Source organism: Thermoactinomyces mirandus (assembly GCF_013868055.1).
Classification (GTDB): domain Bacteria; phylum Bacillota; class Bacilli; order Thermoactinomycetales; family Thermoactinomycetaceae; genus Thermoactinomyces; species Thermoactinomyces mirandus.
Genome location: NZ_JACEOL010000004.1, coordinates 43,916 through 62,384, shown reverse-complemented (window position 1 = coordinate 62,384; position 18,469 = coordinate 43,916). Strand labels below are relative to the sequence as shown.

The window sequence follows — 18,469 nt, the reverse complement described above, 5'->3', positions numbered from 1 at the left end:
AAACTGTTTGAGCGTAGCGAGTGAAGAGCCTGCCTGGAAGTGAATGCTGAGCGTCATGACTGCTTCTTTGCAAGGCGGAGACGGAACGGAACCTAAAAATTGCCTTCCTATATATGTTTTTCTACAGTCTGAGACTCACATCTCACGTTCGCACAAATTTAAAGAAGTAATTCCAAACAAACCATTGAATAAGGTTAATATGTAGGAAACATGATTGGGTTAGCAAAAGGGGAAATGGAGGGAATAACATGATCAGAAATATATATATCTATCTGGTTTTGTTCGCCACTTTGATGATGACCATCGGTGGCAGCGTAGGCGTATTTATGGCTATTGCCGATCTGGCCAGTCCGGTCCCGTATCACCAGACATTTGAGCAGTTCCAGCAGTTGCGCCTGGAAAAAAGGGCTCCGGACTCAGTGGGGAATGATCAAAAAGCAACCTTGTCGGAAGATGAGTTAAAAAAGCAATATGATGCCATGGTAGCCGCGGAAAGGGAGAGACAGATGTCCCAGGCAAAAAACAGCTTAATCAAAAGTTTCGGCTGGATTGTGATCCCCTTGCCGGTCTTTATCTACTATCAACGCCAGCTGACAGGCCGAAAAAACAGGTAAACTGCGAAAACGCATGCAGTTTTTTAAAAATACAAGTACAAGTAAACCCTGCATAAAAATCCCTGTCATGCTGGTACTGCCTGACGGGGATCTCTGAAATCTGTCCGGTTCAGTGTTTGCGGCGGCGGAACCACCATATTAATGGCAGGACCAACAGGGACAGGATAATCAGCGGCGGAACCAGAGCTGCCCCTACCACCAGCATCCCTTTAAACACATCCTGCAACCAGCTGATGGATTGGGAAAACGATGACTTCATCTGTTCCAATATGCCTGGTTCACCCTCTGCGGATTCCGGCGGGGATTCCTGGGTTGCTCGAATGGTTACGGTTGAATAGACAATTCGGTGATCCAGATAATTTTTTCTTCCTTTCAGCTGTTCGATCTGCTCCTGAACTTGAGCCAGCTGTTCCGACACCTGAAGCAGATCTTTCGTCGATTCAGCTTCTTTCATATAAGTGAGCAGCCGTTTCTCGACCGCTTTTTTCGCCTTCAACCTTGATTCCAGATCCACGTATTCCTCGGTTACATCCTGACCGGAAATATTCTGGGACAGAATTTCCCTGGCCACTATCTTCAGGTACTCCAGAAACCCGTCAAAAGAAGCGTAGGGAACACGATAGGTAAACCTGCCGGTCACCTCTTTTCCCGCTCTGGAACGGGAAGCAATCACCAGATAGCCCTTTTTGTTCCGCACATAGGAATCCATCTGCTTTTTTGCCTTTTCCAGATTTTGTACTTTCATTTCCACATTTGCCTATAGATCACTTTCCGTTTTTCCAACGCTGAGGTATTTCCGTATATAGTGCCGGTATTGGCACGGGCAGCCTGAGGATCAGCCGTGATACTTTCCCGTTTTCCGTCAATATCGTCAGAAACCGCGTGATGATTGGTATTCGCTGACATTTTATCCTGACTGATCCCCGGTTTTGCCTGCGATGGTTGCATTTCTTTCCCGGAATTGCAACCGGCTAAAACTGCAGCAAATACGATACATGCCAACCAGGCTTTCCATATTTTGCGCATAATCAGAAACCTCCTCCTTCCATATTTCCTGTTTTACCGACGGACCGCTGTTGAAAAAGTTGCACGAATACAGAAAACACATAAACAGGCACTGCTTGAACTAAAACAGAATGACTCCCCTTACGATTCTATCAGGCCGTCTTAAGGATGGTAGTATTGTTTAAAGAAATATTGTTGAAATCAGATATGTAGGCTGGCAAATCAAAAGCACCCGTCCATAGTAATCATCAGAAAAATAAAACCAATTGATAACCTCATGTGTTCTCAAGCACAAAACCAGCTTGTCAAAATGCCGGCAATTTCTGGATGATTATAAAAACAATCTACCCGACAAAACAAGCATATATTATTGGGAAGCGGGAGTTGGAGACGGCGTTGGTGAAGGAGACGGCACTGGTGAAGGAGCCGGTGAGCCCGGTTCCGGAGCAGGAACTTGTGGTTCTGCCGGTTCCTCCCCTTTTCCTGTTCTGTAAATGATATTGAGGGTGGTGCCAATATTGACCGAACCTACATCGCCCACAGTCATGATGCGAACAGAACGAATATATACCTTTAACAATAAAACCACCTCAATCATTTTGATCCAGTAAGTCCGGATCAATATAAATATTCCTTTCAAAATCAAGATTTCGGGGAAAATCGCCAATTGGGGAAGATCCTCCCAACGTTTTTGTCAAACTGTCATTGCCGACATTGATCGTATTCCCAAAATTGATCGAAGCGGTGTTGCTCACGTTATTTACTTTAACGATCAGAATATTGTTGATGGTACCCACACTTGCCCCTCCTCATCGCTGTCGTCCTCTCATGTTTTGATTCGCATGGATCGGTTGCGGGCAGCAATTTTTGGAAAACGGATTTCCAAAACTCCTCTCCGGTATCGGGCATAAGTATATTTTTTGGATACAAGGCATCCCAGGGGAATCACTTTTTGAAACTTTCCCTTTTTTCTTTCTGACAGCAAGGTGCTGTACCCCTGATACGGTGTCGGAAAATCTCCCCGAAGCCATAAATTCTCTCCTTCAATTCTCAATTCCATAGAATGGATATTTTCAAGCCCAGGCAAATTGATCACCACAATCACTTCATTCTGTCCATGATATACATCGGCTGCCGGTTCTTCCTTGTTCACTGTCGTCTGGATCTCCTCGAAAAAATCATCCCCCAGAAATTGCCGCACCAATTCGTGCCATCTGAAATTTCGCGGAGGATTTCTCATAAGGCATGCCTCCTGTTCCGAACAACTATGTGGATGCCCATATTTTATTCTCCGGCAACTTGTCCTGTCACAAACATTGTCATGATCTGAATCGTTTCCGCCATATAATAAATTGATACTGGAAAATATCCCGTTCGGGAGGGAGTCCTTATGCTCAGACCCCATCCTTTTTATTATATTGAACAACGTCTGCAATCTCTGGAACAGGAAATAACCCGCCTCAGGCAAGAAAACACGGCATTAAAAGAAAAAATTGAACAGCTGAAACCGATTCAGATAGAAAAAATTGAATACAAAGTTCATGAACTGCGTGTGGAAACATTAAGCGGAACATTAAACATCGGGCTTACCGCAAATGGAGAAGAAAGCGGCATCGGCGAAGTCATTGAAAAAATGGTTGATAACAATCAGTCTCAGATTGTGTTGGAAGAGCAGGAGGAGGAATCTTCATAAATCAGCAATAGTTTATAATGATTTCCATATTTTTTGAATATGCGGAAAACCATTGTGCCCTTTCCTGTTTTATGGGATCAGCAGGCTTTTCTGAAAAACATGTTTCCATACAGCACTGTCATTGCAAAATGGACAGGCTGTGTCACATTACCTGGCTGAGTGGACATTCAAATCACCGTTTTGTCCTGACCGGGATAACACAAAACCGGGTTGGTTTACCTACCTGATAATATGCCTGTTTTTTATGCCGAAAAAGTTTTCAAACCATGGGAAAATGTACAAAAGATATGATTATGTCTCAGAATCTTCCAAAGTTATTGTTATCAAATATGATTGCATTATATTTTTAAATGTAAACGTTATCAAATTTGTAGCTGACACTATAATTTATCAAATTGTTTCTAGATTTCATTACTAAAGGGAGTGAATAAAAAAAGTTGATGCAAAAATTCCAACGTTTTGGAGCAGCCATGTTTGTACCGGTATTACTGTTTCCGTTTGCAGGGATCCTCGTAGGGCTTGCTATTTTATTTTAAAATCGGATATTATGTCATCTCTGGCGGATCCTGATGGTTACTGGTATAAAATCTGGACAGTTCTTGAAGAGGGAGGTTGGACTGTATGCCATTGCTCTTTGTTACCGGCATTCCCCTTGGATTGGCCAAAAAGTCCCAGGGAAGAGACGTCTTGGAATTGCAAAGAATGTTCTTGCCTTTGCAGAAGTACATGCATGTAATCTGCTCTCAATCAGAATTTGAAACCCTTGTAAAGAATTTAAAGAGAGATGATCTTGTAATCATTATTTCCTTATCCGGAGATACACCAGCCATTTTTCCTGTGGTACAGAATTTTGGTAACAAAAGGAATCCGATTTATATCGATCACCAATTTGGTAAATAACCGTTTGGCCAGAATGACTCCATATAACCTGTATGACAGAAGTTCAATCATTGCAAGCTACAATGGAACACAATTTGCCTCTTTTTTCATGATTGGAGAGGCTATTTTCAGTCATTATGTGGATTTTTTAATGGAAAAGAAACAAATATTAAAAAATAACAATAAAGAAGATGATAAGGAAAGTTAAATGCCTGTGTGCCCCTTATACAATACCAGATAGAAAGAAGCGTTCAGCATGTCCAAAGATTTTTTCAAGAGAAAACCAAAAATGATGATGGTAGACTTGTTTTCTCCCATACATGGGGAAGTCATTTCATTATCGGAAGTACCAGACCCTGTCTTTGCACAAAAAATGATGGACGGCATAGCCTTTATACCAAAAGACGGGAAAATTGTTTCCCCGGTAGACGAAAAAATTTCCTGAATTTTTCCAACCAAACACGCGATTGCTATTCAGACCGAAAATGGATTGGAAGTATTGATTCATATTGGCCTGGATACAGTAGAACTGAATGACAAAGGGTATGAAGTGTTTGTAAGTGAAGGGCAAGTAAAGGTTGGAGATCATTTGATGAATGTGGACCTGGAATTATTGGAAAAAAATAACAAACAAATTGTCACTCCAATGAACATTACAAACAGTGAAGAAAAAGTTGACCAAATAGAAACAGGGGAAAATGGTGAAACAGATAGAGGAGATTACGTCTTTAAATGCCATGTAAGGTAAATGCAAGAGTAATAACAAGTTTATATTAATTAGTCTGAAACCGCCTGTACCAACAGACGGTTTCAACTTTTCATCCTGAAACCTTTATTTTTCAAGAGCTGGTTATTCAGCCGGTCTGTTTCGGTTGATTGTGATTTTCCTCGGCTTTTTTCCCGGATCTTTCGGGATCGCAATCACCAACACGCCATTTTCATAACTGGCCTGGATATTGTCATGATTGGCATCTTCCGGAATGGTTATCGAGCGGTGAAAGGAACCATACTTTCGTTCTGAAATGTACATTTTTTCTCCCTGTTTTTCCTCTTGCTGCTCATGCTCCCCTTTTATAATCAGCTGGTTTCCATGTATTTCAATTTCAATGTTTCGATCCTCCAGTCCGGGCATATCCGCCTCGATGGTATACTGGTTCCCGTCATCTTTCATGTTGATCGCCGGCATGATGGACATCGGCTTTTCCCAAATAGGATTGTCAAAAAAACGTTCAAATGCACGATTTATTTCTGAATGGATCTGTGCGAGAGAATAAGTGAGTGGATGATAGGAACGACCCTGATCCCGGTAGCGTTCAATCCTGCTCAAATCCATCTCCTCCTTGTATCTGTTTTTACTATATAGTGTGCAGATAAAAAAAATGTTATACAGAAAACAGGACGGTTAATCTGGAAATAGGAACCGGCAACGGAAATTGAAACTGATTTTTCAATTAGGGCAAGAAAAAAGCCACCCCTTCCGGGCAGCGGTTTTATTTAAACTGGCTCCAAAATTTCCTTTTGATTTTTTCCATTTCCTGCATGTGCCTGATTCTTTTTTCCATCTGTATCCAGATATCTTCTGCGGTATACCGGCCAGGGCCGAGTATCAGCAAAACGGGCTTATTCGGGCTACCTGATCCAGTAACTGCAGAAACAGTCCCATCCAGGAAAATAATTGTCTCGCATTGGTCACTTGCACACCTTGCCGCTTCTTTGGCTACTTCTTTCCAATCATCCATCGTTAACACGTTTTGCTCACCTTCCAATGCTTCCAGAAGCAGTTTGTTCACTTCCAGTATAAAACTCTCCCATCCGATAAAAACAGATGAAAACAGGCTGGATTGGTAAAGATAATCACCCGTGGGACACAGGATTATTGGCAGTAACAATTTTTCTTTTAAAGTAATGACCTGACCACTATTCCTGATGTCCACATAATACGTTTCAGTTTCATATTCGTAATACCGATATATGAGTCGTATTCATGATTATATATAAAACATTTGCAAGCAGTGCAATTGCCGGTAGAAGCATGCTGGCAAGCATCATTGGAATCCGCTACAGAGAAATTATGATTAACCGGACAGATATCATAAATATGGAGTTCTATGTTATTAACAGTGCTGGTGGCAACCTCAGTCAGCTTATACTTTCTTCATTCTCCGGGAAGCGGAGGCCGGAATTTTGCCGCGCCCTGTAGAGGAAGATACCATTGTCAATAAATCGGGAGATACAACCAGTTTCTTGAGCAGAGGGTTAACCTCCTGAAAAAGACTAGAATAACTGTTTGATATAATTTAATAATAAACCAAATATTGATAAGGCTGATTCTACGAAAAAATAATTTCAGAAATACTCCAGACTCAGAGCGTAACCTGCAAACGCCAGTAAAATTCCCGCTGTATAACTCACTCCCAGATAAAGCAAAAACGTCTGCCATTTTTTATATTGCGACAACTGGACACTTTCCCACTTGAAAGTAGAAAATGTCGTAAAAGAGCCCATAAATCCGGTCCCCAAAAACAAAACCCAGGACCCGGAAAGCGGGCACCCCGCAATCAGGCCCAGAAGAAACGCACCAGCCAGATTTACTGTCAGGGTCCCCACCGGGAAATGGGGAATGGGCCGGTTCAATCTTTGACTAATGACAAAACGGCAAATAGCCCCCAAAAAGCCACCGGCACCTGCCAGTAACACCTGAAAAATCACAGCAAATCAGCCTCCCCCGGTTCAATATTCTTCCCTCCGGTCGACAAACGGCTGCCAATCCAGGCGAAAAACAAACCTCCCCATAAACTGAGAAACACATAGAGAAGGGCCATCCTCCACAGACCCGAATAAATCATTCTGACTGCTTCTACACTGAACGTGGAGAAAGTAGTAAATGAACCGACCAGCCCTGTTCCAAGTCCTGTACGCAACCATGATGGCAAAGGGAAAACCTGTACAGACCAGATCATAAGCCAACTTAACAGAAAACAACCAATCCAGTTTACAAATAATGTCCCCAAAGGAAATCCCCAAAACCAACCTGCGGGAAACAGAATGCCGACAACATATCGAAGCAGTGCTCCAATCATCCCGGCAATGCCAATGACCCAATATATCATCACAATCCTCCTGAAAACGAACAGACTCCTGCCAGGTTTAGCACTGGCAGGAGTCATCAGCTCTTGGCGGTTATGGCGAACTCCATCGCCGATCGTATCCATCTTTTACATTTTATCAGCATGATGTGTCATTTTCAAAATTTCAGCAAAAAGGAGTTCCACTCTTCGGAACAAAAGAAAAAACAATTTGAGTCCTTTAAGATTTTATTTTATATATGCTGCTCAAGCAAATCAACAAGTTTTTTCTTCAATGCTTTATTGCTTGGAATCACTTCTTTTCGATCCACAGTAAACCGGAACAATCGTTCATCCAGATTTAGTGCTTCTTCCATCGAACTCATCAAGTCAACAGCTTTCCGGTCTAAAATAAAGATGGTATCCACAAATTCATCATCCGGATAAAAGACAACACTGATTTTATCATAATAATTCCGGTACGAGCCGACTGGTGTCAAATGATACTCCTGCACAAACGGATGTCGGGAATAAAATTTGTCAAATGCATATTCGACACTGGTAAGCCGAAATCCGACTTCTTCAATGGTATGTAAAACATGATCGACAAGCGGATGGGGAAGCACCTCAATCCCGTCCTTGTCTTTCGGATCCAGGGCCATTTTGATGTCCAGTCCCGTTTTCAAATAAATGGGAGAACCCCCTGTGGAAATGGGAGCATCAAATGGCATTTCAATCTCAAAAGGAATCACCTTTGTCTCACGTTCCCCGATCTGAAAAGTGTTGGTCAGTCGAAACTGGTTGATCACATGTTCCTCTTCTTTGTCCTCATAATGATAATGAACCATCAGGTACAAGTAAATTTCATCAATCTGTTGTGGAAACTGTCCGCCTTGAATAAACACTTCCCCCCGAACCAGTTCTCCTTGACGGTAAGTCGATTTTTCAAGACGGGTATCCACTTTTGCGGCCCCTACACCCAGACTTGACAATACTTTGCCAAACATTTAAATACCCCCATATTGAAAAACAGTCAAATCATTTCAATTTGCTAATATAAAGTTTTACGGTTTAACATTTCGTGAATCTTTACCAGCGGATCATCCGCCACTTTCTGATTATTGATCATCAAGGTTCCATTTGGATCGTGATAATCCCAGGAAAAACTGCTGTTTAAAACACGATCCGACCGGATCAGTTCAATATCCATCCTGATCGACAAGTCCATCGCCTGAAAAATGACATTCAATTCGTCCACATACCCATGGTATCTTCCGGTGGGACGGAACTGGAACATCTGAAAAAAGGAATACGGTTTTTGATCAGGATCATACTCGTTATGGATCCGGTACAGGATAAATTCCGCATCCTCTATCCGTTTCAATATTTTTTGCACCAAAGGCGTCGGAAACACTTCAATCTTGTCCAGATCAGTAGGGTCCAGGGCCATTTTGATATCCAATCCCGTTTTGAGATAAATGGGAAAGCTTCCTGTCGACATCGGCGTTTCCATCGGAAGTTTGATCTGAAACGGGATTTTAATCGGTTCTTCTCTTTTGATCACAAGTGATTGGGACAGAAGATATTGCTTCATGGGATGTGTCGTCTTTTTTCCGTTTTTTGACAAATCGACCATAAGGTACAGGTAAATATCATCGATTTGCTGCTCACTTTGTCCACCCTGAATCCATACCTCACCTTTCACCATTTTCCCGGGATGAAATTGTTCCCCTTCTAAGCGGGTATCCACGGTTGCCCCACCAATTCCCAGACTTGCCAACGGTTTATATAATATCATTTTCTGCAACACTCCTTCTCCAAAATACAAAATAACCTCCTGTTGAGAAGGAGAAAAGGGCGAACATGCCCCTCTCTCTATAACAAAAACCGATTTTGACTAATCGGTGTGGTACATCTGATTCATATATTCTTCAAATTGCTTTACCAAATGATCGTGTTCGGCTTTTTCCCGGGCCAGTTTTTCCTTGCGCAAGCGCTCGCGTTCACACTTCAGTTCTTCCTGCTGTTCCTTTTCCGACCGCTCCTGTTTTTTTTCTTTTTCTTCTTTTCCAAAATCAATCAAGCTTGCTTGGGGTTTTTTACGGGGAACAATCAAATAATGTCTTGATGTTTGCTCCAGCTCTTCCCGTTGTTTTTCCAACCGCTGCCTGGTCTGGTTTTCCAGAAGCTCACGCTGTTTCTCCAACATTTCCTTCTGCCGGCGCTCAAACTCTTTTTCCTGTTTCTCCATCAATGCTTTCACCATCTGGTCAAACTCACGCTGCAGCTTCTCCCGTAACTCTTCTTCCTTCTTCTCCAGATCTTTCTGCTTTTGTTCCCACTTAAGCCGTTCCTGCTCCACTTTTTTCAGTTCCGCTTTTAAACGCTCTTCCTGCTCTTTGGCCATTAATTCCTGTTCTTTGCGAAGTTCCCTTTCCAACTGCTCTTTTTCCAATCGAGCCTTTTCTTCTTCTTTTTGTTTCTGTTCCTCGAGCTGTCGTTCCCGTTCCTGCTGCTCCCGCTCCCAATTCTTCTGTTGCTCAGGCTCCTCGATCTGTTGCCTGAATTCTTCTTTTTGCTGATTTAAAAGCACTTCTTCCCGCCTGGCAAATTCCTGACGCTGCTGCTCCAGGAGTTCCTGTTGACGCCGCTCCAATTCCAGGCGCTGTTTTTCGAGCAACTCTTTCTGCCTGCGTTCAAATTCTTGCCGCAAGCGTTCAAACCGCTCTTCTTCCTGCGTATGTATCTGATTATCTGGCAGTATCGGGTCAACAACCTTTTTTTCTGGTGAATCGGGTTTTTCCGCTTCGTTCGCGGATACAGGGGTACCAGGAGAGGTTCCTTCGTCCGGAGAGGGAGATTCTTTTCTGCCTTGATCAAGGGTTTCCCTGATTTTTTGCCGTACTTTTTTCTCACCTTTAAAAAGAAACCCTAACAGTCCCTTTCCTTCTTTTTTCCTTTCATAGTACTCAATATGGGACAAAACCGATTCCGGAGAGTCATTCCGCAAACTCCGCTGAATTAACCGGATCAGCCATTTGGAGCCATCGAAATCTGCCGGAACCTTATCAAGCGGTTCTTCCAGATATTCCCCGCCCAGCAAACTGTAGATAAATGTTCCCCAATCAAGTGTTTTTGGTTGTGCGGTAATTTTCTCTATGCCGCAGAAAAATACTCTTAATTCATCGTCTTCGGTTAAGCCGATGTTTCTTGGATCTAATAACAAGTACATTTTCATCGGTTTTGATTTCAATTCTTTTTCTAATACCAGAAGCTGCTTCACCCATTGGATAACCTGATCCTCATTCACCTCGTGCGTTGAAATAACCTCCCGCAAAGGATGAATGGGAACATAGGGGCGAATGAAAACAATGGAGCGCTCTTCTGTATAAACTTCCTCGAAAGGAATAATCAATGAATGCCTTAAAGAACGATACTGCGTAATTGCCCGTGACGGTGCCTGTTTTCGCAAATGGGCCGACTGGAGATAATACCGGAAGGAGTCTTTGCGGGCAACTGCCAATTCTCCGTCAAAAAAGCGAACCACATATTCAACCTGATATAAATCCCTGTAAGATTCACCCACGTGGAATAAAGACAACATACTTCGCCTCCATCTGTCATGTTCCCATAGCATATATATAAACTCCGAAAAATCCACATATATTCCCGATTTCAGCATAGCACAGAACGAAATAAAGAGACAATCCCTAGGCAATTCCTGTAAATCGCGTTACAATTGATAAAGACCCTTGTCATTCTTAAAATGTTTTTTTCTCCATTTCACAGGCTTAAAGAATTACATAAACCTTTTAAAAAAAACGTCACAAAGTGATTGGCAAAAGGAGGATTCTCTTGGATATACAGCGTTCAAAACAACTATATCAGGAAGCACTGGATGTCATTGTAGGTGGTGTCAACAGCCCATCCCGTTCATTTCGTGCCGTGGGAAATGGCACGCCCATTTTTATGAAAAAAGCACAAGGGCCTTATTTCTGGGATGAAGATGGCAATCGTTACATTGACTATCTTGCCGCTTTCGGTCCGATCATCCTGGGTCATGCTCATCCGGTCGTAACAGCCGCAATTATTGAAACTGCCACTCATGGAGTATTATACGGGACACCGACTGAAAAAGAAGTCCGTTTTGCCCAGATGTTGCGGGAAGCGATCCCGTCCATGGAACAAATCCGCTTTGTCAACAGCGGAACAGAAGCGGTCATGACAACCATTCGCCTGGCACGGGCTTACACGGGTCGCATCAAAATTTTGAAATTTGCCGGCTGTTACCACGGCCATTCCGACCTGGTTCTGGTTGCAGCAGGTTCGGGTCCCTCAACCCTGGGCACGCCTGACAGTGCTGGTGTTCCCGAGTCGATTGCCAATGAAGTGATCACCATTCCTTACAACAACATGGAAATTCTTGAGGAAGTGATGGAAAAATGGGGTGACCAGATTGCGGCTGTACTGGTTGAGCCACTTGTCGGTAATTTTGGCATCGTTCCGCCCAAGCCGGGTTTTCTGAAGGCTATCAACAGATTGGCCCATGACGCCGGAGCACTGGTCATCTATGACGAAGTCATTACCGGTTTCCGTTTTCAATATGGCGGTGTACAAAACCTGTACCAGATCGACCCCGATTTGACAGCATTGGGGAAAATCATCGGGGGCGGCCTGCCAATCGGAGCTTATGGCGGCAGCCGGAAAATCATGGAGAAAGTCTCGCCGAACGGTCCGATGTACCAGGCAGGAACGATGGCCGGGAACCCTTTATCCATATCGGCCGGAATGACATGTGTTGAAACGTTAAAGCAGCCCAATACCTATCAGCGTCTTGAGGAGATGGGAACAACCCTGAACAGGGAAATCTCGCGCCTGGCTGACAAATACGGAATCACGGTCTCGATCAACCAGGTTGGGGGAGCCCTGACAGTATATTTTACCGACCGGCCTGTTGAAGATTATGATGATGCTCAAGCAGCAAACAGCGAACTATTTGGGCAGTTTTTCCGTTTAATGTTGGAAGAAGGCGTATATTTAGCTCCATCCAAATATGAAGCCTGGTTCCTGACAACAGCCCATAAGGAAGAAGACATCCAATTCACGCTGCGTGCTGTTGAAGGGGCATTCAGGAAAATGCGTCCCAATTCCTAGACAAAGTGGTGATCAGATGAAACAACAGCAAGAATCCATCTATGAAAAAATCGGTGGTACCGAAAAAGTCCGACAGCTGGTTGAAGCCTTTTATCCCCGGGTCGTGGCTGATCCTCTTTTAAAACCGCTCTTTCCTGAAGATATTGGTCCGGTCATGGAAAAACAGTACATGTTCCTGACCCAATTATTGGGAGGTCCTTCCCTTTACAGCGATAAATACGGTCTTCCGATGCTTCGCGCACGCCATATGCCTTTTCCAATTACTCCTGAACGCGCTCAGGCCTGGCTTGCCTGTATGGAACAGGCTTTGGATGAAACAGGGATTTCCGGAGAAGAAAGAGATGCCATCTGGGGCCGGCTGGTTATTGCGGCCCACCATATGGTAAACAAGTCTCCATCTGAAGAATAATCATACAAAGCCCCGGGAAAGAGATCCCCGGGGCTTTCCATTTGCAAAAAAACCTTTTTGAGGATTTCAGCCTGCCTCCACCCGGTACAGAAACCTTCCCGGCTCTCTGGCGGAAGCTGACCCGCTATCGCTTCCGAAAAACTATTTTAAGCCCCAGGCAAACCATTATCCCCAAAATCCGGTCAGTTGAAGCCATAACGCTTTCAAAAAAGAGAAAATTTGCTCCGGAAAATTTTCCTCCTGTGGCTGTTTTGCCTCTGCGGGAGCCGATTTTTTTGCATTATTCGGATTGATATGATCCGCCTTAAAACCAATTAACTCCTCGCACGCCAATCCATCCTGATCACTGTCCAGCGAATCGACATTTTGAACTTTGGATCCGCCCTTTACCTCAAAATATTTCTGGGATTCATTCCAGGAAGCAAACGAATGGCAACCTGTTTCTTCGGCCCAGACATTTGCTTGCATTAGCATCATGGCGGTGATCAGGGTAAGACCCGGCATCAGCCATCTGCGCATATATTTTAGCCCCCTTCTGTCAGACATGCATCAGGACAAATCAGCTGTCTCATCTCTGTTTATCCATACTCTAAACACATTCCAATTGTCTTATATTCCCCATTCCAAAACATGGTTCTTTAATTCCAAATAACAACATTTATCATGCTTATTTCCCATCCATTCAGGATGTTAAACGAATTCCCTTTTTTTACATCCGGAATAACCGAATTCTTATTGTATATTTAAAATAAAATAATTGTAAATATACAAGCATAAGTTGAAACCGCTTACAAGCGTTTGATTTGCAAAACCCTTGATTTTTCTGATAAAATTGAAGCACACCACACGCTATAGCTTCAAAAAAACAGACATAAAATGAATAAAAATTATATTTTTTGCTTGCGAAAACATAAAATTTGATGTTATTCTTTTATTACTAACTATTTTAATACTCTTTTTTACACTTATAACTTTATTATAGAAATATGACAAAGTATTTCCCTTTTATCCACCGACATTGTCAGTATTTTCAGAAAAAACATATGGAGGTGAAAGGTCAACGATGACCGTTCCCATGAAAAAGAAAGCTGATTTAGGGCGTTTTCAAAACTTGACTGCTCAAGAACACGATAGCTGTGGTATAATCGCCACAATCGAAAAAGATGGAAAGCCCAAGCGGGAAAATATGCTGGATACAATCAGCGCGCTTGTCAAAATGGAACACCGTTCAGGATTCATCAATGGAGAAGGGGACGGTTGCGGCATCTTGACGGATATTCCCCGCGACCTCTGGACCCAGGAATTGTCCCGCCAAGGTGTTTCTCCTTCGTTGGCTTATACGCCTCATTTTGCGGTTGCCCATCTGTTTGTTCCAAAACGGGATGAGTTATCTTTTAAAGAAATGCAAAAAAATATTCGATCCCTGTTAAAAAAACATGAACTTATCATTTTGGCTGAAAAACTTGATCAGGTCAACAGTTCGGTTTTGGGACCCAACGGAAGAGCTGATGAACCTCATTTTTGGCAAGTTGCTGTTTCCGCAGAAAGTAAACATCAGTTGCCAGGCAGGCTGTTTGAATTGAGTATTGAAATTGAACAGTCGGAACCGGTTCAGGTCGCTTCCTTTTCCAATCAAACTGCTGTCTACAAGCTGATGGGAACAGCAAGCCTGTTACCAAAGTACTTTCACGATTTGACCCATCCCGATTTTAAAGCGATTGTCACCATCGGACACAACCGTTACTCCACCAATACTCTTTCAAACTTCTTCCGCGTTCAGCCATTTTCCATCCTGGGTCATAACGGAGAAATCAATACCGTGTGCAAGCTGCGGGATGAAGCAAGAATGATCGGGGTTCCCCTTGCCGAAGACGGCAGCGATTCCCAAGATCTCAACAGACTGTTGGAAACGCTGATCCACCGTTACGGCTTCAGCTTGTTTGAAGCCATCGAACTTGCCTTTCCTCCCATTTTGAACGAAATCAAACATTTGCCGCTCGAATTGAAGAACTTGTACACGTATTTTCGTCAGGCATGGGGTCCCTTTGCACAAGGCCCGGCAGGGATTGTATCCCGTTTCGGTGATGAATGCGCATTCAGTGTCGATGCACTAGGCTTAAGGCCTTTATGGATGATTGAAAATGAACGGGTTTTTTATTTCAGTTCGGAACAGGGGATTATCCCTGCGTCGGACATGGTTTGTGACCCAAAACCGCTCGCCCCCGGAGAAACAATAGGAGTATGTTTACAGCCGGAAGTAAAAGTTGTCCCCCATCATGAACTGCAGCAGAAAGTGTTAAAAAGGGTACAAAAACGGGGGGATGTTTCCGGATATCATAAGTATTTATCCATTACCCCGGAACAAATTGGCAACACGAGAGCCGATCCTGGAAACATTTCAGCCAGCGACAGCATGTATGCTGCTTTTGGATGGGATCGGGAGCAAATTCAGATGGTGGAACAAATGGCGGATACCGGCGCAGACCCGATCCGTTCACTTGGGCATGATGCACCGCTGGCCGCTTTGTCAAAAGTAAGGCAAAACATTTCCGACTTTATTAAAGAAAGTGTGGCTGTTGTCACCAATCCTGCAATTGACCGTGAACGGGAAATTGAGCATTTTTCAACCCGGGTTGTCATTGGAAGTCGCCCGCATCCAAGTGTGCCTGAACCGGGTAATTCAACCAGGATTGAACTGCCGTCACCCATTTTGGCCGAAGGCGTTATGGCCCGGGAGATTTGCAGTGAAGTTCCAACCCTTGCGTACGAATCCGTGCTGCATTTCTTTGAAGAAGCCGGCCAGGTTGCCCGCTTCTCCCTCACCTGTGCAAAAGGGGACGGGATTCCGGAAACATTGGAACTGATAGCCGGGCAAGTCGTTGATGCAGTGCAAAATGGTGCCAGACTGATCCTGCTGGATGATTCACAATGCCATCGGAACGGCCAGCTTTTCCTCGATCCGCACCTGGCTGTTTCCAAAGTGGATCAGGCTCTGAAAAGAAAAGAGATCACCGATGGACAACAAAACCTGCGCCGACGCTGCACAATACTGGTTCGTTCCGCCGCCCTGAGAAACCTGCATGATCTGGCGGTGGCAATCGGTTTGGGGGCTGACCTCTTGTCTCCCTATTTAATGTTTGCCACAATAAGCGATTTGGAAGGCAAATCTGCCCTTAAACTTTATCAGGCGATAAACAAGGGGCTCGAAAAGATTTTATCGACAATCGGCATTCACGAAATACGCGGATATGCCCGCCTGTTCTCATCAATCGGGCTTCACCCGGAAGTGGCTGGGGTTTTGCAGATTACCAACTACTGCGGATCGGATAAAGCGGGTTACACCTGGCGCCATCTGGAAGAAGACGCAGAAGCACGCTACTCAGAATATTCCAATGAAAAAGCAAAAGCAGCCCGCCTTTATCATCTCTGGCCACGGATCTGGAAATCAATCGGCCAGCTGGCTGCCGGATCGATCAAATACGAAGAGTTTGCGAAAAAAATGGAGAAACTGGAACAGGAGAACCCGGTAACGCTTCGCCATGTCACGGATCTGGTGCTGAAGGAACAGTCGGAAATTTTGCCGGAGGAAGTTGACTTGAGTGTGGGTGATCACGATTTGCCGATGGTGATCAGCTCCATGTCCTTTGGTTCCCAGAATGAAGTTGCCTTCCGCGCCTATGCCGAAGCGGCAGATCGATTAAACATGGTCAGCCTGAACGGAGAAGGCGGAGAAATCAAGGATATGCTCGGAAAATATCCCAAAACACGGGGTCACCAGATCGCTTCCGGGCGGTTCGGCGTCAATATTGAACTGGCCAACTCAGCCAATATTCTCGAAATCAAGATTGGCCAAGGCGCAAAACCGGGAGAAGGCGGACATCTTCCCGGCAAAAAGGTTACTGCAAAAGTGGCCGCTGCCCGAAATGCAACGCCCGGGAACGATTTGATTTCACCGTCGAACAACCACGATATCTATTCCATCGAAGATCTGGCCCAGATTATTTCAGAATTGAAAACGGCAAACCGCAAGGCCAAAGTGATTGTCAAAGTCCCGATTGTTCCCAATATCGGCACGATTGCCGTAGGAATCGCCAAAGCAGGAGCAGATATCATCACATTAAGCGGATTTGACGGCGGAACCGGAGCGGCAAGAATCCATGCATTGCAACACGTCGGATTACCTGCCGAAATCGGGGTAAAAACGGCTCACAACGCTCTCATCGAAGCCGGAATTCGCGATCAGGTGGAAATCTGGGCCGATGGCGGCCTCAGAAGCGCATTGGATGTCGTCAAAATCATGTTGCTTGGTGCAAATCGGGTCGGATTCGGAACACTTGCCATGTTGGCAATTGGCTGTACCACTTGCCGTGGCTGTCACCTGGATACCTGCCATGTAGGGATTGCAACCCAGATTGAATCGGTTGAAGAAGCTGAAGAACTTGGCTTGCGCCGGTTTGTTCCCCGCCAGTTTGATCAGGCTGTGGCAGCCTTGATAAATCTGTTTACCAACTTTGGCAACGAGATCAAACGGCTGACCGCACAATTAGGGTTCAAGCGGACACAGGATCTGGTTGGCAGATCCGATCTCCTCATGCAGACAAGGAAATTGGATAAGCTGGATTTGCGTGCTCTCTTGCAAGTAACCCATGACTGGACTTTCAAAAAGGTCATGAAAAAAGTACCCGTTGCCAAGCTTGACGGAACAGGGATGGAATCTTTTCATGCCATTGATTTGTCTTCTCTGGAACATGGAGGTTCTTTTTCATTTACAGGCATTGACAGTTCCAACCGGGTGTTGCTCAGTGACTACTCCGGTGCCCGGGTCAGCCAAAGGCTTGATGGCAGTTATCGGAAACTACCGCCTGTTTCTTTCATTTTTCCGGATGGTTCAGTCCCAGGCAACGGATTTGCCGCTTTCCATGCAGACGGAATCCAGGCGAGAGTCATGGGGGGTACCCAGGATGGTGCAGGCAAAACGGCATTTGGCGGAAAAGTTTCAGTTTTGAAAACAGGCAACCGCTTTGGTGTCCGGATCAATGGTTCAGTTGGAAAAGGTTTTTGTTACGGAGCACAGGCCGGACTGTTTATTGTTCAGGGAGATGCTGATTCACGGGCCGGAATTCGCCTCTCTGGCGCCGATTTAATCATCGGAGGCGAAATCAGGGAACCCCTGAAAGATGAAGTCGGTTTTATTGCCGACCGGGCCAATATAAAAGGGTTTGCTTTTGAATATATGACAGATGGCCGCGCTGTGGTATTGGGAGACCCCGGACCATGGATCTGCTCCGGGATGACGGGAGGCGTAGTTTACCTTCGCCTTCAAGCTGAGCTGGGCTTGGATGAGGGGGCGATTATGCGCCGGATTGCCAAAGGAGCCAAAGTCAATATTGAACCTCTGAGTGAAAAGGGAATTGCCGATCTCAATGAACTGCTTGGTCTGTATCAGGATGAATTGCTACAGTCCCAACAGTTTGAAGAAGCGGAAAAAATTGAATCCATTCTTGAAAATCTTGACCAGGAATTTATTCAAATTATTCCCAGAAAACAGCAGGCAGATCCCTCTATCACCACAGAATAAAGCAGAGAAACACACGTTGTGGAACAAAATCCACAACGTGTGTTTTTTTATTTCTGCTATCCAACAAATCCA

20 protein-coding genes, 1 pseudogene and 1 riboswitch are annotated in these 18,469 nt (G+C 44.5%); of the genes and pseudogenes, 7 read left to right on the top strand and 14 right to left on the bottom strand.

All coding sequences use genetic code 11. The features are described from left to right. Window positions 1-248 precede the first annotated feature (248 nt). Entirely contained in the window at window positions 249-614 is a 366-nt protein-coding gene (locus H2C83_RS02000; protein WP_181737244.1) for a hypothetical protein, read from the top strand. A 109-nt stretch (window positions 615-723) separates the two neighbouring features. Here the strand turns inward: H2C83_RS02000 and H2C83_RS01995 are convergent, their stop codons facing one another. The 5 genes from H2C83_RS01995 to H2C83_RS01975 form a co-directional block, all read right to left on the bottom strand. Further along, window positions 724-1,359 (bottom strand): DUF4349 domain-containing protein, encoded by a 636-nt coding sequence (locus H2C83_RS01995; RefSeq protein ID WP_181737242.1) that lies wholly within the window; start codon window positions 1,357-1,359, stop codon window positions 724-726. Beyond that, window positions 1,356-1,640: a hypothetical protein gene (locus H2C83_RS01990; protein WP_181737240.1), complete on the bottom strand. Its 285-nt coding sequence runs from the start codon at window positions 1,638-1,640 to the stop codon at window positions 1,356-1,358. Before H2C83_RS01990 ends, H2C83_RS01995 begins: the two co-directional genes overlap by 4 nt. Before the next feature lie 346 nt (window positions 1,641-1,986). Beyond that, a complete protein-coding gene (locus tag H2C83_RS01985; protein WP_220183951.1) occupies window positions 1,987-2,217 on the bottom strand; it encodes a hypothetical protein in 231 nt (76 codons plus the stop codon). Then, entirely contained in the window at window positions 2,210-2,416 is a 207-nt protein-coding gene (locus H2C83_RS01980; protein ID WP_181737238.1) for a spore germination protein, read from the bottom strand. The genes H2C83_RS01985 and H2C83_RS01980 overlap by 8 nt, the downstream gene beginning before the upstream one ends. A gap of 29 nt (window positions 2,417-2,445) precedes the next feature. Next, window positions 2,446-2,859, bottom strand: a complete 414-nt coding sequence (locus H2C83_RS01975) for an Hsp20/alpha crystallin family protein (RefSeq protein WP_181737236.1) — start codon at window positions 2,857-2,859, stop codon at window positions 2,446-2,448. A gap of 150 nt (window positions 2,860-3,009) precedes the next feature. Between H2C83_RS01975 and gerPC the strand changes: the two genes are divergently transcribed. Continuing rightward, the gene (gerPC, locus tag H2C83_RS01970) at window positions 3,010-3,312 is read left to right on the top strand and encodes a spore germination protein GerPC (protein WP_181737234.1); all 303 of its coding nucleotides are present in this window, start codon (window positions 3,010-3,012) and stop codon (window positions 3,310-3,312) included. A gap of 807 nt (window positions 3,313-4,119) precedes the next feature. Here the strand turns inward: gerPC and H2C83_RS01960 are convergent. Next, the gene (locus tag H2C83_RS01960) at window positions 4,120-4,263 is read right to left on the bottom strand and encodes a hypothetical protein (RefSeq protein WP_181737276.1); all 144 of its coding nucleotides are present in this window, start codon (window positions 4,261-4,263) and stop codon (window positions 4,120-4,122) included. A 184-nt stretch (window positions 4,264-4,447) separates the two neighbouring features. Here H2C83_RS01960 and H2C83_RS01950 point away from each other — a divergent pair. Next, window positions 4,448-4,939: pseudogene (locus H2C83_RS01950) on the top strand (PTS sugar transporter subunit IIA). Between the two features lie 102 nt (window positions 4,940-5,041). Here H2C83_RS01950 and H2C83_RS01945 read toward each other — a convergent pair. Continuing rightward, complete coding sequence (locus tag H2C83_RS01945; protein ID WP_181737230.1) at window positions 5,042-5,518, bottom strand: Hsp20/alpha crystallin family protein; 477 nt, start codon at window positions 5,516-5,518, stop codon at window positions 5,042-5,044. 163 nt (window positions 5,519-5,681) lie between these two features. Further along, a complete protein-coding gene (locus H2C83_RS01940; RefSeq protein ID WP_181737228.1) occupies window positions 5,682-6,125 on the bottom strand; it encodes a hypothetical protein in 444 nt (147 codons plus the stop codon). A 50-nt stretch (window positions 6,126-6,175) separates the two neighbouring features. Between H2C83_RS01940 and H2C83_RS01935 the strand changes: the two genes are divergently transcribed. Beyond that, window positions 6,176-6,391 carry a hypothetical protein gene (locus tag H2C83_RS01935; protein WP_181737226.1) on the top strand — a complete coding sequence of 72 codons (216 nt, stop codon included), beginning with the start codon at window positions 6,176-6,178 and terminating at the stop codon, window positions 6,389-6,391. 146 nt (window positions 6,392-6,537) lie between these two features. Here the strand turns inward: H2C83_RS01935 and crcB (H2C83_RS01930) are convergent, their stop codons facing one another. The 5 genes from crcB (H2C83_RS01930) to H2C83_RS01910 form a co-directional block, all read right to left on the bottom strand. Then, window positions 6,538-6,897: a fluoride efflux transporter CrcB gene (crcB, locus tag H2C83_RS01930; protein ID WP_181737271.1), complete on the bottom strand. Its 360-nt coding sequence runs from the start codon at window positions 6,895-6,897 to the stop codon at window positions 6,538-6,540. After that, window positions 6,897-7,301 (bottom strand): fluoride efflux transporter CrcB, encoded by a 405-nt coding sequence (crcB, locus tag H2C83_RS01925; RefSeq protein WP_181737224.1) that lies wholly within the window; start codon window positions 7,299-7,301, stop codon window positions 6,897-6,899. The genes crcB (H2C83_RS01930) and crcB (H2C83_RS01925) overlap by 1 nt, the downstream gene beginning before the upstream one ends. A gap of 40 nt (window positions 7,302-7,341) precedes the next feature. After that, a riboswitch (Fluoride riboswitch) is annotated at window positions 7,342-7,400 on the bottom strand. Window positions 7,401-7,510: 110 nt separating this feature from the next. After that, a complete protein-coding gene (locus tag H2C83_RS01920; RefSeq protein ID WP_181737222.1) occupies window positions 7,511-8,263 on the bottom strand; it encodes a sporulation protein in 753 nt (250 codons plus the stop codon). A 44-nt stretch (window positions 8,264-8,307) separates the two neighbouring features. Beyond that, window positions 8,308-9,084 (bottom strand): sporulation protein, encoded by a 777-nt coding sequence (locus tag H2C83_RS01915; RefSeq protein ID WP_181737220.1) that lies wholly within the window; start codon window positions 9,082-9,084, stop codon window positions 8,308-8,310. Between the two features lie 69 nt (window positions 9,085-9,153). Then, a complete protein-coding gene (locus H2C83_RS01910) occupies window positions 9,154-10,860 on the bottom strand; it encodes a hypothetical protein (protein ID WP_181737219.1) in 1,707 nt (568 codons plus the stop codon). Between the two features lie 251 nt (window positions 10,861-11,111). Between H2C83_RS01910 and H2C83_RS01905 the strand changes: the two genes are divergently transcribed. Both H2C83_RS01905 and H2C83_RS01900 read left to right on the top strand, forming a co-directional pair. Then, window positions 11,112-12,410 (top strand): glutamate-1-semialdehyde 2,1-aminomutase, encoded by a 1,299-nt coding sequence (locus tag H2C83_RS01905; protein WP_220183950.1) that lies wholly within the window; start codon window positions 11,112-11,114, stop codon window positions 12,408-12,410. A 16-nt stretch (window positions 12,411-12,426) separates the two neighbouring features. After that, window positions 12,427-12,819, top strand: coding sequence for a globin domain-containing protein (locus tag H2C83_RS01900; protein WP_181737217.1), 393 nt, complete (start codon window positions 12,427-12,429; stop codon window positions 12,817-12,819). Between the two features lie 165 nt (window positions 12,820-12,984). On the opposite strand, the gene H2C83_RS01895 is transcribed toward H2C83_RS01900, so the two are convergent. Then, window positions 12,985-13,338 (bottom strand): hypothetical protein, encoded by a 354-nt coding sequence (locus H2C83_RS01895; RefSeq protein ID WP_181737215.1) that lies wholly within the window; start codon window positions 13,336-13,338, stop codon window positions 12,985-12,987. Between the two features lie 556 nt (window positions 13,339-13,894). Here H2C83_RS01895 and H2C83_RS01890 point away from each other — a divergent pair. Continuing rightward, window positions 13,895-18,397 (top strand): glutamate synthase-related protein, encoded by a 4,503-nt coding sequence (locus H2C83_RS01890; protein ID WP_246333681.1) that lies wholly within the window; start codon window positions 13,895-13,897, stop codon window positions 18,395-18,397. Window positions 18,398-18,469: the final 72 nt, after the last annotated feature.

Coding starts and splice junctions, on each gene's coding strand:
- H2C83_RS02000 (WP_181737244.1), top strand. CDS start 249: ATGATCAGAAATATATATATCTATCTGGTTTTGTTCGCCACTTTGATG.
- H2C83_RS01995 (WP_181737242.1), bottom strand. CDS start 1,359: ATGAAAGTACAAAATCTGGAAAAGGCAAAAAAGCAGATGGATTCCTAT.
- H2C83_RS01990 (WP_181737240.1), bottom strand. CDS start 1,640: ATGCGCAAAATATGGAAAGCCTGGTTGGCATGTATCGTATTTGCTGCA.
- H2C83_RS01985 (WP_220183951.1), bottom strand. CDS start 2,217: ATGATTGAGGTGGTTTTATTGTTAAAGGTATATATTCGTTCTGTTCGC.
- H2C83_RS01975 (WP_181737236.1), bottom strand. CDS start 2,859: ATGAGAAATCCTCCGCGAAATTTCAGATGGCACGAATTGGTGCGGCAA.
- gerPC (WP_181737234.1), top strand. CDS start 3,010: ATGCTCAGACCCCATCCTTTTTATTATATTGAACAACGTCTGCAATCT.
- H2C83_RS01960 (WP_181737276.1), bottom strand. CDS start 4,263: ATGATTGAACTTCTGTCATACAGGTTATATGGAGTCATTCTGGCCAAA.
- H2C83_RS01935 (WP_181737226.1), top strand. CDS start 6,176: ATGATTATATATAAAACATTTGCAAGCAGTGCAATTGCCGGTAGAAGC.
- crcB (WP_181737224.1), bottom strand. CDS start 7,301: ATGATATATTGGGTCATTGGCATTGCCGGGATGATTGGAGCACTGCTT.
- H2C83_RS01920 (WP_181737222.1), bottom strand. CDS start 8,263: ATGTTTGGCAAAGTATTGTCAAGTCTGGGTGTAGGGGCCGCAAAAGTG.
- H2C83_RS01910 (WP_181737219.1), bottom strand. CDS start 10,860: ATGTTGTCTTTATTCCACGTGGGTGAATCTTACAGGGATTTATATCAG.
- H2C83_RS01900 (WP_181737217.1), top strand. CDS start 12,427: ATGAAACAACAGCAAGAATCCATCTATGAAAAAATCGGTGGTACCGAA.
- H2C83_RS01895 (WP_181737215.1), bottom strand. CDS start 13,338: ATGCGCAGATGGCTGATGCCGGGTCTTACCCTGATCACCGCCATGATG.
- H2C83_RS01890 (WP_246333681.1), top strand. CDS start 13,895: ATGAAAAAGAAAGCTGATTTAGGGCGTTTTCAAAACTTGACTGCTCAA.